Origin of the sequence: Duganella rivi (genome assembly GCF_009857435.1) — a bacterium.
In the GTDB taxonomy this organism is placed as follows: domain Bacteria; phylum Pseudomonadota; class Gammaproteobacteria; order Burkholderiales; family Burkholderiaceae_D; genus Rugamonas; species Rugamonas rivi.
This window is the reverse complement of record NZ_WWCK01000006.1, coordinates 95,294-109,195: the sequence shown is the minus strand read 5'-3', so window position 1 is coordinate 109,195 and position 13,902 is coordinate 95,294. Positions and strand designations below refer to the sequence as shown.

Genomic DNA, 13,902 nt, shown 5'->3' with positions numbered 1-13,902 from the left:
AGGTGTCCCATGCCGATGGCTATGATTACCGACCGCGAGTTCATGCAATTCCAGCGCTTCATCTACGATGCTGCCGGCATCACCATGGCCAACGGCAAGCAGGCGCTGGTCAGCGGCCGCCTGGCCAAGCGGCTGGCGCATTACCAGCTCGATAGCTACGGCGACTATCTCAAGCTGCTTGAGAGCCGCGCGCAGCCGGCAGAGCTGCAGGTGGCTGTCGATCTGCTGACCACTAACGAGACCTACTTCTTCCGCGAGCCCAAGCACTTTGCATTGCTGCGCGAGCTGGCGCAGGAATCGGCCAGCAAGAACCGCGCGCTGCGCGTGTGGAGCGCGGCCAGTTCCAGCGGCGAGGAGCCGTACAGCATCGCCATGGTGCTGGCCGAAACCATGGGCGACGACGCGCCGTGGGAAGTGCTGGGCACCGACATCAGCACCCGCGTGCTGGAGTGCGCGCGCCGCGGCCACTACCCGATGGAGCGCGCGTCGCAGATGCCGCAGAATTACCTGAAGCGCTACTGTCTCAAGGGGCAGGGCAGCGAGGCCGGCACCCTGCTGATCGAGCGCTCGCTGCGCCAGCGCGTGCAGTTCCAGCATTTGAACCTGAATGCGCCGCTGCCCAAGGTCGGCACGTTTGACGTGATCTTCCTGCGCAACGTGATGATCTACTTTAACCTGGAGACCAAGCGCCAGGTGGTGGCGCGGCTGCTGTCTCAACTGCGCCCCGGCGGCTACTTCCTGATCGGCCATTCGGAAACGCTGAACGATATCAACGACAAGCTGATCACGGTCGCACCATCGATTTATCGCAAGCCATGACGGACGCCAAGCTGATCGACATATTCCTGATGCCGGGCGAGTACTTCGTCGGCGATGCGCGCTACCGCGTGCGCACGCTGCTGGGATCATGCGTGTCGATCACCTTGTGGCATCCGGCCATGCGCATCGGCGCCATGTCGCACTTCCTGCTGCCGGGCCACGGCCGCCGCAAGGCCGACCGCCCGGCCGACAAGCCGGGTATGTACGGCGCCGACGCCATGCAGTTGCTGCTGGATGGCCTGGCGCGGCACGGCGTACCGCTGGCGCAATGCCAGGGAAAGATTTTCGGCGGCGGCGCCATGTTCCCGCGCAGCGACAAGGTGCGCGACATCGGCACCCAGAACGGCGATGCCGCGCGCAGCATGTTGCAGCAGCACGGCATACACGTGGTGTCCGAGAGCCTGTTCGGCGAAGGACACCGTCAACTTATTTTCACCATCCGCAGCGGCGAAGTGTTGAGCCGCCAGGTTCCGCCGGAACCGGGATGGGGGAGCACGGGAGCTAAGACCGCATGAGTATCAAGGTCATGATCGTCGACGATTCCGCCGTGGTGCGGCAGGTGCTGAGCGGCCTGCTGAACGCGGCGCCGGGTATCACCGTGATGCACGCGGTGGCCAATCCGCTATTGGCCATGGAGCGCATGAAGGTGCAATGGCCGGACGTGATTGTGCTCGATGTCGAAATGCCCAAGATGGACGGCATCACCTTCCTGCGCAAGCTGATGACCGAGCATCCGACGCCGGTGGTGATTTGCTCGACGCTGACCGAGAAGGGCGCACAGACCTCGGTGGAAGCGCTGACGGCCGGCGCGGTCGCCATCATCACCAAGCCGCGCCTGGATCTCAAGCAGTTCCTGCACGATAGCGCCGATGAACTGGTGTCGGCAGTGCGGGCGGCGGCCGGCGCCCACGTCGGCAAGCTGGCCAACCGCCCGGCGCCGCCGCCGGTGACGGTCAAGCTCAATGCGGACGCCATCCTGCCGCCGGAGAACGTGCGGCCGATGACCGCCACCACCGAGCGCGTGGTTGCCATCGGCACCTCCACCGGTGGCACGCAGGCATTGGAAGAAGTGCTGACGGCACTGCCGCGTGTAGCGCCTGGCATCGTGGTCGTGCAGCACATGCCGGAAAAATTCACCGCTGCTTTTGCGGCGCGGCTCGATAGCGTGTGTGAGGTGCGTGTCAAGGAAGCGGCCAACAACGACCGCGTGCTGCAAGGCCAGGTGCTGATCGCGCCGGGCGGCAAGCATATGCTGCTGCGCCGTACCGGCGCCCAGTATTTTGTCGAGGTGGTGGATGGCCCGCTGGTGAACCGCCACCGGCCCTCGGTTGATGTGCTGTTCCGTTCCGCCGCGCGCGCGGCCGGCGCCAACGCGCTGGGCGTGATCATGACCGGCATGGGCGACGATGGTGCGGCCGGTTTGCTGGAGATGCTCAAGGCTGGCGCCCGCACCGTGGCGCAGGATGAAGCCAGCTGCGTGGTGTACGGCATGCCCAAGGAAGCGGTGAAGAAGGGCGCGGTCGAGCGCTCGGTGCCGCTGAACGCGATCTACCGCGAAATCCTCCAACAATTGCAGTACTGAGATGATGAACACCACGCCCGCCATCGATAGCGCAGTTGCAGCCGGCCCTTCGTGGGCGGGCCGCCGCGTGCTGGTGGTGGAGGATAGCGTGGTGCAGCGCGGCTACCTGGTCGGCTTGCTGCGGCAGTTGAACTTCGGCGAAATTCTCGAAGCGGGCGACGGCAACGAAGCTTTGCGCTTGCTGGAACAACAGGCGTCGCCGCTGTTTCTCGTGCTGACCGATCTGGAAATGCCGGGCATGGACGGCATTGAACTGACCTGCCAGTTGCGTGAACGGAGGCTGACGGAAAACCTGATCGTGATCAGCGCGCGCGACCCGCGCCTGCTGGAAATCATCGAGAGCATGGGCTGCGAGGACGCTTCCATCGGCCTGCTGGGCACCTTGCTCAAACCGGTGCAGCTGGAATCGCTGACGCAGCTGTTGTGCAAGGCCAGCAACCGTGCCGGCGATTGCGCGCCGGCCGTGCCACCGCCGTTGCAGCAGGCGTCGCTGGAGGACATCGAGCAGGCACTGGCGCGCAAGGAGTTCGTGCCCGTCTTCCAGCCGAAGATCGCCATGCAAAGCGGCCAGTTGAAAGGCGTGGAAGCGCTGGCGCGCTGGCAGCATCCGCAGCGCGGCATGCTGTCGCCCGCGCATTTCATCGAGGCGCTGGAAGGCACGCCGCTGATGGCCGACTTCACGCTGGCAATGGTGCAGCAGGTGCTGGAGCGGATACTCGAATGGCAGCAGCATGGCCTGCCGCCGTTGGCGGTGTCGGTCAATCTCTCGGCAGACAACCTGGCAGAACGCGGTTTCATCGACCGCCTGGTAGCGCAGGTATCGGCGTCCGGCGTGTCGCCGTCCGCGCTGGTGTGGGAGGTGACCGAGACCAGCGTCATGCGCCAGTTGTCGCAAGCCCTGACCAATATGGGGCGCCTGCGCCTGGCCGGCTACGGGCTGGCGATGGACGATTTCGGCATCGGCTATTCGTCCATGCAGCAGTTTGCGCGCTGCCCGTTTACCGAATTGAAAATCGACCGCGCCTTTGTCAACGGCGCGGCGCAATGGCCGAACCGCCATATGGTGCTGAAAAGTGCGCTCGACCTGGGCCAAAGCCTGGGCGTGGCCACGGTGGCGGAAGGGGTGGAGACAGTCGAAGACTGGAAGCTGTTGCGCGACCTCGGTTGCGACATGGCGCAGGGCTACTTGCTGGCCAAGCCCATGCCGGCCGGGGACTTGGTGGGCTGGATCAGGCAGGACCGGCGCAGGCTGCGCGCGCTGGCGGGTGAGGAATAACACAACCATTACCAAACTAGGGGAACGTGATGCTTTCTACTTTGCAGGTAAGGACCAAGATCTTGATTTTACTGGCAGTCGCTTTGGCGGCGCTGGTGGTAGTGGTGCTCATTGCTTTCTCCGGCATGAGGACGCAGGGAGAAATGCTGAATCAGATCGGCAAGAACCGGATGCCGTCGGTGCAGGCGCTGCAAACCATCAACGAGGCGCAGACCGGTTTGCGCTCATCGAGCCGCGCCATTGATGCGATGGCGATGTACCCGGAGGAGGTGGATGGCATCACGCACGAACTCAAGCGCAAGCAGGAAGGTTGGACCAGAATCGACGCTGCTTGGAAAGCCTACGATGCTCTGCCGCAGGAAGCCGAAGAGGCGGCCGTGTGGAAGACCTTCATCAAGCAGTGGGATACCTGGAAAGCACGCGACGCCATTATCACCGACGTTGCCGGCCAGATTGTGCGAGCCGATCTGGCCAAGCGCAAAGAACTGTTCCTGACGCTGCATAACACGCTCAAAGAAAACCGCACCGCGTATCGCGAAGCAGAGGAAAGTCTCAACAAGCTGGTGGCGCTGAACGTCGAGTATGGCGACAACGATGTGAAGAACGCGGAAGCGGCATCGTCCAGCGCTTTGAAGACCATGTATCTGTCATCTGGCATTGCGTTGGCGTTGCTGGTGGTGATCGGCCTATTCATCCTGAACGGCATCATGAAACAGCTGGGCGGCGACCCAGCGTATGCGCAGGAGATTGTGCGGCTGGTGGCGGACGGCGACCTGACGGCGGAAGTGCAGGTCAAGCCGGGCGACACCAGCAGCCTGCTGGCGGCGATGAAGGGCATGATCGAGAAGCTGTCGCACGTGGTGCAGGAAGTGAACAACGGCGCGGAGGCCTTGGCCTCGGCCTCGGAAGAGGTCAGCGCCACCGCGCAGTCGCTGTCGCAGGCGGCCAGCGAGCAAGCGGCGGGCACCGAGGAAACCAGCGCCTCGGTGGAGCAGATGACGGCCTCGATTTCGCAGAACACCGAGAACGCCAAGGTCACCGACGGCATCGCCAGCAAGGCCGCGATCGAGGCGGCAGAGGGCGGCGAGGCAGTGAAGTCGACGGTGGCGGCGATGCAGCAGATCGCCAAGAAGATCAGCATCATCGACGATATCGCCTACCAGACCAATCTGCTGGCGCTGAACGCGGCGATTGAAGCGGCGCGCGCCGGTGAACACGGCAAGGGCTTTGCCGTGGTGGCGGCCGAGGTGCGCAAGCTGGCGGAGCGCAGCCAGGTGGCGGCGCAGGAAATCGAACAAGTGGCGTCGAGCAGCGTGGAGCTGGCGGAGAAGGCCGGCAATCTGCTGGACGAGATGGTGCCGAATATCCGCCGCACCTCCAACCTGGTGCAGGAAATTACGGCGGCCTCGGAAGAACAGTCGGCCGGCGTCGGCCAGATCAATTCCGCCGTCACGCAGCTGAGCCAGACCACGCAGCAAAATGCCTCGAGTTCCGAGGAGCTGGCGGCGACGGCGGAAGAGATGAGCGGCCAGGCGGAGCAACTGCAGCAGGCCATGTCCTTCTTCAAACTGGCCGGCGCATCGCGCCCGCTCCGCACCGTGCAGGCGGCGCCGCGCAAGGCGGCGCGCGGCAATAAGCCGGCGCTGGGGGCAGTCACGACCCGCCGCATGAGCGAAATGAACGAACCGGATGAGTCGCACTTCGTTAAATTTTGAGCGAGGCTGATGATGAGTACCTTGACCGTAGCCGAACCACCATCGGCGGCGCTGCAACACGCGTCGGCGCAGTACTTGAGCTTTATGCTGGGACAGGACATGTTCGCCATGGGGATCTTGGCGGTGCGTGAAATCCTGGAGTATGCGGGCGTGACGCCGGTGCCGCAAATGCCGCCGTCGATTTGCGGCGTGATCAACCTGCGCGGCACGGCGGTGCCGGTGCTGGACTTGGCGCGGCGGCTGGAGCGCGAGCCGTCCGCCATCAGCAAGCGCACCTGCATCATCGTGGTGGAAGTGGACGGCGAAGAGGGGCCGTTCGTGATCGGCATCCTGGTCGATGCGGTGAACGCCGTACTCGATATTCCCGCCGCCGATATCGAGCCGGCGCCGCACTTCGGCGCAGTGAAGGCCGACCTGCTGCATGGCATCGGCAAGGTCAGTGGCCGCTTCGTACTGCTGCTCAATGTGCAGCACGTGGTATCGACATTGCACCTGCAAGAATTCGTCGCGCAAATCCCCTAGGAGACCGTATGTTCGCAAATATTACAGTCAGGACCAAGATCCTGACGCTGATCGGCGTGGCAGTGCTGGCGCTGCTGGTGGTGGTGCTGATCGCCTTCCGGGGGCTGAATAAAGAAGGGGAGATGCTGGCCGAAATCGGCAAGAACCGCATGCCTTCGGTGCAAGCGCTGATGGCGATCAACGAAGGCAAGACCGGCATCCGTTCCGCCAACCGCGCGGCAGATGCACTGGCCATGTACCCTGAAGACGTGGGCGAAATAGCGCAGCAGATCAAGCGTCGCGCCGAGATCTTCGCCGAAATTGATAAGGCGTGGAAGATATACGATGCTCTGCCGCAGAGCAGTGACGAAGCGACGGCGTGGAAGGCCTTTGTCAAGGCATGGGATACCTGGAAGAGCAGGAACGACGAATTCGGCAATCTGCTGACGCAAATACAAGCTGCGGACCTGGCCAAGCGCAAGGAACTATTTATCGCGCTGCATAAAAACCTGATCGACAACCGCGCGGCATTCCACGAGGTGGAGGTCAATCTGGACAAGCTGGTGGAGATCAACGTCAAGTACGGTGAGGATGCGGTCAAGGAGGCCGATGCGGCGGCTGCAAACGCCGTTAGCAGCATGTACACCGCATCCGTTGTAGCGTTGGTTGTGCTGGTGGTGTTGGGCTTGCTGATCCTGCGCGACATCATGAAGCAGCTGGGCGGCGACCCTGCCTATGCGGCCGACATCGTGCGTCAGGTGGCCGACGGCGACCTGCGCACCGAGGTGCAGCTCAAGGACGGCGACACCACCAGCCTGCTGGCGGCGATGAAGGGCATGATCGAGAAGCTGTCCTACGTGGTGGAAGAGGTCAACAACGGCGCCGAGTCGCTGGCCTCGGCCTCGGAAGAAGTCAGCGCAACCGCGCAGTCGCTGTCGCAGGCGGCCAGCGAGCAGGCGGCGGGCACGGAAGAAACCAGCGCTTCGGTTGAGCAGATGACGGCCTCGATTTCGCAGAACACCGAGAACGCCAAGGTCACCGACGGCATCGCCAGCAAGGCCGCAATCGAAGCGGCGGAAGGCGGCGAGGCGGTGAAATCGACGGTGGCGGCGATGCAGCAGATCGCCAAGAAGATCAGCATCATCGACGATATCGCCTACCAGACCAATCTGCTGGCGCTGAACGCGGCGATTGAAGCGGCGCGCGCTGGCGAGCATGGCAAGGGCTTTGCCGTGGTGGCAGCCGAGGTGCGCAAGCTGGCGGAGCGCAGCCAGGTGGCGGCGCAGGAAATCGAGCAGGTGGCGTCGAGCAGCGTGGAGCTGGCCGACAAGGCCGGCCGCCTGCTGGACGAGATGGTGCCGAATATCCGCCGCACCTCCAACCTTGTTCAAGAGATTACGGCGGCATCGGAAGAGCAGTCGGCCGGCGTTGGCCAGATCAACTCCGCCGTGACGCAGCTAAGCCAGACCACGCAGCAAAACGCGTCGAGCTCCGAGCAGCTGGCGGCAACGGCGGAAGAGATGAGCAGCCAGGCGGAGCAACTGCAACAGGCCATGTCCTTCTTCAAGCTGGCCGGATCGTCATCGCGCAAGGCGCAGGTGCAGGTAGCGACACGCAAGCCATCCAAGCCGTCCAAGCCGGGGCGCCTTGCCGGCACGGTCGCCAGCCGGCGCATGCCGGAAATGGCCGACCCGGACGAAACCAACTTCGTTAAGTTCTAAGGCTGCACCGTGCGCTGGCCTGCACTCGCTCTCGCGCTGCTGCTGGCCGGTGCTGCGGCGATAGCAACGGCTGCGCCACGCGAACCGTTGCGCATCATCGGCGCCGTGATCCCGCCGCTGAGCTATATGCGCGACGGCGTCATCGCCGGTTATTGCGTGGACCTGGTGCGCGAGATCCAGCGCCGCGTCGGCGACCATACTGCGGTGGAGCTGCTGCCGTGGGCGCGCGCCTATCGCATGGGAAAAGAGGGCGCCAATGTGATCCTGCTTTGTCCCAAGCGCACGCCCGAGCGCGAACCGTACTTCAAGTGGATAGGGCCGGTGCTGGAGTCGGAAAGCACGTTCTATGCGCTGCGCCGTTCGCAGGTGCGCCTCGCCACGCTGGACGATGCACGCGCGCTGGAGGGCATACTGGTGCCGCGCGAGTTCTATTCCTACCAATACCTGCGCGCCGCCGGCTTCACCAACCTGGAGCCGGTGAATACCTCGCAAGCCATGCTGGCGATGCTGATGGCCGGACGCCGCCCGGTGATGGTGCTGGACCGCGAGCAGCTACCGGTGCTGCTGGCGCAAGCCAAGGTGTCGCCGGACCAAGTGGAGCCGGTGCTAAAACTGATGAGCATCCACAGTTACTTCACTTTCCCGCTCAACGCCCCGCCCGAGCAAATCGCCAGGTGGCAGCAGGCGCTGGAGCGCATCAAGCGTGACGGCACGCTGGCGCGCCTGCAACGGCAGTGGTTTCCCGAGACTGCCGCGCACCGTTAATATTGGTGAGAATTGAGCGGAAATATAGGTTCACAATAGCGTGGAGGAGGACTCGCCATGCTCAATCAAATGAAGATGGAGACCCGGCTGCACGCGGGGTTCGGCGGCATCGTGCTGCTGGTGGTATTACTGGGCATAATCGCCTTTGCCAAGCTCACGTCGCTGCACGATCGCTGGACCGATTTCGAAACCGTCACGCTGGCCCGAAAGAACGCCGTGCTGGAAGGCGTGACCGCGCATGGCCGCGCCGTGCGTCACTTCAAAAATTATATCCTCCGTGGGCCGGACAGCAATGCGCAATTCCGCTCCGAGCTGGCTATCATCGAAAAAGAGATGGCGGCCTACCGCGCGGCCGGCGGCCTGACAGCGGAAGAAGAAGTCCTGCTGGGCGAAGTGCAGGCCGGCGTGAAGAGTTATGACCACAGCATGGCGCAGCTGGAGGCCATGCACGAGAAGGGCATGACGGCGCTGGAGATGGACAAGAACATCAAGGGCGCCGACGAAGCCATCGCCGCCGCCTTCCGCAAGCTGCTCAAGGTGAATGACACCGAGACGAAGAGAGAGTCCGACGCCATGCGGCAGGTGACCGACTCCGCCAAGCAAATGATCCTGGCGGTGGACGTGGTGATCGCCATTCTCGGCTGCGTGCTGGCGGTGTGGCTGGCGCGCAGCCTGTCGTCCATCGTGCGCGAGGTGCAGCAGGTGGTGAGCGGCTTGTCCGGCGCATCGCACGAAGTGACGGCGACGGCGCAGTCCTTGTCGCAGGCGGCCAGCGAACAGGCAGCGGGCGTGGAAGAGACCAGCGCCTCGCTTGAGCAGATGACGGCGTCGATCGCGCAGAATACCGAGAACGCCAAGATCACCGACGGCATGGCGACGCAAGCAGCGGTCGAAGCGGCGCGCGGTGGCGAGGTGGTGAAGGCTACCGCATCGGCCATGAAGCAAATCGCCGGCAAGATCGGCATCATTGACGATATCGCCTACCAGACCAACTTGCTGGCCTTGAATGCGGCCATCGAGGCGGCGCGCGCGGGCGAGCATGGCAAGGGCTTTGCGGTGGTGGCCGCCGAGGTGCGCAAGCTGGCGGAGCGTAGCCAGGTGGCGGCGCAGGAAATCGGCGAAGTGGCGGCCGATAGCGTGAAGCTGGCTGAGCAGGCCGGCGAGATGTTCGACCAGCTGGCGCCAAACATCCGCAAGACTTCGGATCTGGTGCAGGAGATTTCAGCGGCGTCCGAAGAGCAGAGCTCCGGCGTGCGGCAGATTAACGGCGCGGTGATTCAGCTCAGCGAAAGCACGCAGGTGAATGCAGCCAGCTCGGAAGAATTGGCGGCGACAGCGGAAGAGATGAACGCCCAGGCCGAGCAGCTGCGGCGCCTGATGGCGGTCTTCAAGCAGTACGTGGTGGAAGACGCGGTGGTGGCGCGCCGGCCGACGGTGCTGAAGTCGGTCACGCCGCGCCCTGCGCGCAACATCGGCCTGGCCGCAGAACGCGCGCCCGACGAGACCAAGTTCACGCGCTTCTAGTTCACTCACCCAGCCCGGGGTGATCGTATGCCAGGGCGGCCCGGAGTTTCACGGCCACGGTCGTGCCTTCGCCGGGCCGGGACAGGATGGATAGCTGGCCGCCGATGCGCGCGGCGCGCTCGCGCATGCCGACCATGCCCCAGTGACCACGGCGCTGGCCGGACTTTTGCACCTCGTCGTCCAGTCCCTTGCCGTGATCCTGAACCGCTAGCGTGAAGTCGGCGGCGCCGTAGGTCAAGGTGATCACCACCCCGGTGCTGCCGGAGTGGCGCAGCGCGTTGGCGAGCGCCTCCTTGGCAATCGCAAACAGCTCTTCTTGCACGCAGGCTGCCAGTTCGCGCCGCGGTTCGACTTCGTGCAGCGTGAACGCCACGCCCACTTGCGCGCAGGCCGTGCCGCCCGCCGTTTCCAGCGCCAGCGCCAGTGCGCCGCCGCAGTCGCGGCCGACGCGCAGGTTCAATACCTGGTTGCGCCCCTCGCTATTCACGGCGTCGGCAATCGCCAGCGCCGCGTCGATTTTCTGCTGCACGGCGTGATCCCTTGGCAATGCCGTCTTGATGGCATGAAATTGCATGATCAGGCCTTGCACGCTTTGCAGGAAGGTGTCGTGCAGCGTGCGGGCGATACGCTCGCGCTCCTCCATCCGCGCGTGCATGCGCTCGACGGTGCGCGCCGTGAGGTAGGACAATCGGCGCAGGTAAAGCAGGTAAGCACCGCCGGCCAGCAGCGCTGCGCAGGCAAGCTTGAACCACCAGGTCTGGTAAAACGCCGGCGTGATGTGGAAGGCCAGGCTGGCCGGCGCGACGCTCCACGTTCCATCCTCGTTGGCGGCCATCACCTCGAAGCGGTAGTCGCCGGGCGCGAGGTTGGTGTAGAACGACTGGCGTAACGCGCCGGACTCGCGCCACGCGTGGTCCAGCCCTACCAGCCTGGTACGGAAGCGCGCCCGCTCCGGGATCGACAGCACGGCGGCAGTGAAATCGATGCGCAGGTTGCTCGTGTGCTCGGGCAGGCTGGTGCCGTTCAGCGCGGGGTAGCGCTGCTGGTCGGTGGTGAGCGCGGTAATCAGCGGCGTTGGCGCCAAGCGGTTGCGCGCAATGTGCCGTGGATCGATCCAGCCGATGCTGCTGGAGGTGGCGTACCACAGGCGGCCATCGCTCGCCTCGACCAGCGTATTCAGTGGGCGTATCAATTGCGGCGGGCCCACGTGGCCGTCCAGGTAGTCGAACAGTTCGGCGGCCAGCCGGTTGCCGCCAGCGGCCCGCGCGGCGGCCAGCTCGGCGGCGCCGACCCGCCACAAGCCGTTGGCGCCGTGCAGCCACAGCTCGCCGGCCTTGGTTTCCACGATGCCCGAGACGCCGGTGAACGGCTTGCCGGCGCTATCGTTGAGCATCACGAAGCGGCCGTTGTCGTAGCGGGCCAGGCCTTGATTGCCGCCCACCCACAGCGTGCCGCGCTGGCTGAAGATGGTCAGCGCGTTGCCCACGGCCAGGCCGTCGGCCGGGCCGAAACGGCGGATCACGCCGTTCTGCAGCATGGCGATGGCATTTTCGATGTAGCCTATCCAGAGCCGTCCCTGGGCGTCGGCGTGCAGGGAGAGGGCGGTGTCCTTGGCCAGTTCGGCGTGGCCGCCGCTAGCCAGCCAGGCGCCGTCCTTGAAGGTGTGCACGCCGCGCCCCGACACCGACACCCACAAGCTGCCGTCGCCGGCCATCGCCAAGGCCTGCACCTCGTTGCCGCTGAGCTTACCCGGCAATGGCCACTGCCGCACCTTGCCGTCGCGCCGCTGCCATATGTGCTTGAAATTGCCGAACCACAGGCTGCCATCGGAACTTTGGGTGCTGGCGACCGCGCTCGGCATGGTACTACCAGTGCGCTGCCCGCCAGGCCCGATGGAGAAGGCGCGCGGGGCCTTATCGTGCAAGTAGGTGTTGTAGCCGACCCAGATCTGGCCGCCGTCGCCCGCCGCCAGGCTGAATTCCGCGCCGTGAAAAGGCAGTTCAGCTACCGCCAGGCGCGATTCACGCAGCCGGTCAATGCCGTTGTCCGTCATGAACCAGAGATTGCCTTCGCGGTCATCAAACGGGGGGCTATAACCGCCAGCGCCGCTCAGGATCTGCGGCGCCGGCAGGAATTTCTTCAGCTTGAAATCCGGCGTGTACATGCGCGCACCATCGCCACGGACGATCCACCAGGCGTTGTGGCGATCCCGGGTGAGGCTGTAGTACACGGACTGGCTAACCGGCGGGTGCAGCGGCGTCGCGGTTTCGGAGACCGGGTCGAACTGGTAGTGGGGGAGGGTAAACCGTGACAGCGTCACCTTGCCATCGGCAGCGGGCGGCTGGAGAAAACCGCCGCCCGGCCCCGCGACTTGGCGGAAACGGTGGGTGCCTGGCACGCTGCGGTAAAGCCCGTTGGCATTGCTGACCAGCAGCGTGCCGTCCTGCAATAAGCTGGCGGTGCATTGCTCGAATTTCGGCAAGCCGTCTTCCGGCTGCACCTTCCGCCAGCGCGCGCCGTCCAGCCTATACAAGCCGCTGGAAGTGGCCGTCCAGGTGGTGCCATCGGCAGTCTTGCCGACGTAGTGGACGGTGGCCGATGGCAGACCGTCCTGCTCGCCGTAGTGCCGCACCGTGCCGTGCTTGAACACGCTGACGCCGCCGAAGGTATAGCCCAGCCAGAACTCGTCGCCGAGGATGGACAGCGCGTTTACATCGGGCGACAGCAGCTTGTTGCCGGCCACCTCGTCGAGCTGCTCGAAGCGCACGCCGTCGAAGCGGTACAGGCCAAGGGCAGTGGCAAACCACAGCATGCCGGTGTCATCCTGCGCGGCAGCCGCGGCGCCGGACGGCGCGCCATCCGGCCGCAGCCAAGCCTTGTGCGACAGGCTGGAGCTCCAGAATGGCCGTGCCCCGCCCGGCGACGCGGGGCACTGGACGGCAATCGTCGCGAGCAGCGCGGCAACGGCGGCGCGGAGTGCCCGGTGAGCCATCGGCTAGCTTACGGCTTAACGAACTTCAGCGTCATGCGGTCGCTCTCGCCGATGGCCTCGTACTTGGCGCGATCCTTGTCCTTGTTGGTGTAGGTCGGCGGCAGCGCCCACACGCCGTTCTCGTGGTCGGCCGTGTCTTTCGGATTGGCGTTGACCTCCGACTTGCCGGCGAACTTGAAGCCGGCCGATTCCACCAGCTTGATCACGTACTGCTCGTGCATATAGCCGGTGCTGGCCTTGTCATCCTGGGTCTTCGACGCTGGCAGGCGATGCTCCTCGATGCCCAGCACGCCGCCCGGTTTCAGCATGGTGTGCAGGCTGCCGAACAGCTCCTTCATCTTCTCCGGGCCCAGCGGAATCCAGTTGTGGATATTGCGGAAGGTGACCACCATGTCCACGCTATTCGGCGGCGCCATCTCGTACTTGCGGCCCGGCGAGAACACGCCCAGCGCCACCTTGTTGTAGACCTCCGGCTTGGCGTTCAGGCGCGCCATCCAGCGCTCCGCGCCTTTGCGCTCGTTTTCATTCGGCGAAGCCAGGTCGGCGCCGCCGGTAATCAGCTTGCCGTTGGCGCGCAAGTACGGCGCCAGGATCTCGGTGTACCAGCCGCCGCCCGGCGCCAGTTCCACCACCGTCATATTCGGCTTGATGCCGAAGAAGGACAGCGTCTCATACGGATGGCGATACACGTCGCGTTTCACATTGTCCGGCGTGCGCGATGGGGCGGCGATAGCCGCCTTGAGCGCATCGTCAGCCAGCACGGCGCCGGTCGCGCCGAACATCATCGTGGTGGCCAGTGCGGCCAGTACGTATCGTTTCATGCACAGTCTCCTGTTTTGTTGGGTGGGCGCGACGATGATCGTGCATGCCCGCATGCAGGTCAAGCAAAATGACAGTCCGCGCACCGCCGCTGTGCGCGGACACTTGCCGGACACTCGGCGGACACCGGTTCGGACACTTTTACGGCCCAAAACAGACACTTGCACAACGTTAGCCGATGGCATACA

At 64.5% G+C, this 13,902-nt stretch carries 11 protein-coding genes; 9 read left to right on the top strand and 2 right to left on the bottom strand.

All coding sequences use genetic code 11. The annotated features are described in order from the left end of the window. The first annotated feature begins 9 nt into the window (after positions 1 to 9). From GTP45_RS20035 to GTP45_RS19995, 9 genes are read left to right on the top strand one after another with little or no spacing between them, the layout of a single operon-like run. A complete protein-coding gene (locus tag GTP45_RS20035; protein WP_161015641.1) occupies positions 10 to 819 on the top strand; it encodes a CheR family methyltransferase in 810 nt (269 codons plus the stop codon). After that, entirely contained in the window at positions 816 to 1,334 is a 519-nt protein-coding gene (locus GTP45_RS20030) for a chemotaxis protein CheD (protein ID WP_166454687.1), read from the top strand. The genes GTP45_RS20035 and GTP45_RS20030 overlap by 4 nt, the downstream gene beginning before the upstream one ends. Next, positions 1,331 to 2,401: a protein-glutamate methylesterase/protein-glutamine glutaminase gene (locus GTP45_RS20025; RefSeq protein ID WP_161015640.1), complete on the top strand. Its 1,071-nt coding sequence runs from the start codon at positions 1,331 to 1,333 to the stop codon at positions 2,399 to 2,401. The genes GTP45_RS20030 and GTP45_RS20025 overlap by 4 nt, the downstream gene beginning before the upstream one ends. Before the next feature lies 1 nt (position 2,402). Continuing rightward, on the top strand, positions 2,403 to 3,677 hold the full coding sequence (locus GTP45_RS20020) for an EAL domain-containing response regulator (RefSeq protein WP_161015639.1): 1,275 nt from the start codon (positions 2,403 to 2,405) through the stop codon (positions 3,675 to 3,677). Between the two features lie 29 nt (positions 3,678 to 3,706). After that, on the top strand, positions 3,707 to 5,392 hold the full coding sequence (locus GTP45_RS20015) for a methyl-accepting chemotaxis protein (protein WP_161015638.1): 1,686 nt from the start codon (positions 3,707 to 3,709) through the stop codon (positions 5,390 to 5,392). A gap of 9 nt (positions 5,393 to 5,401) precedes the next feature. Next, positions 5,402 to 5,914 carry a chemotaxis protein CheW gene (locus tag GTP45_RS20010; RefSeq protein WP_229258558.1) on the top strand — a complete coding sequence of 171 codons (513 nt, stop codon included), beginning with the start codon at positions 5,402 to 5,404 and terminating at the stop codon, positions 5,912 to 5,914. An 8-nt stretch (positions 5,915 to 5,922) separates the two neighbouring features. Beyond that, positions 5,923 to 7,614 (top strand): methyl-accepting chemotaxis protein, encoded by a 1,692-nt coding sequence (locus GTP45_RS20005; RefSeq protein WP_161015637.1) that lies wholly within the window; start codon positions 5,923 to 5,925, stop codon positions 7,612 to 7,614. 9 nt (positions 7,615 to 7,623) lie between these two features. Beyond that, positions 7,624 to 8,379 (top strand): substrate-binding periplasmic protein, encoded by a 756-nt coding sequence (locus tag GTP45_RS20000; RefSeq protein WP_161015636.1) that lies wholly within the window; start codon positions 7,624 to 7,626, stop codon positions 8,377 to 8,379. A gap of 57 nt (positions 8,380 to 8,436) precedes the next feature. Next, complete coding sequence (locus GTP45_RS19995) at positions 8,437 to 9,903, top strand: methyl-accepting chemotaxis protein (protein ID WP_161015635.1); 1,467 nt, start codon at positions 8,437 to 8,439, stop codon at positions 9,901 to 9,903. A gap of 1 nt (position 9,904) precedes the next feature. Here GTP45_RS19995 and GTP45_RS19990 read toward each other — a convergent pair whose 3' ends face one another. Continuing rightward, positions 9,905 to 12,895, bottom strand: a complete 2,991-nt coding sequence (locus tag GTP45_RS19990; RefSeq protein ID WP_161015634.1) for a sensor histidine kinase — start codon at positions 12,893 to 12,895, stop codon at positions 9,905 to 9,907. 8 nt (positions 12,896 to 12,903) lie between these two features. Continuing rightward, a complete protein-coding gene (locus tag GTP45_RS19985; protein WP_161015633.1) occupies positions 12,904 to 13,716 on the bottom strand; it encodes a class I SAM-dependent methyltransferase in 813 nt (270 codons plus the stop codon). Between the last annotated feature and the right edge of the window lie 186 nt (positions 13,717 to 13,902).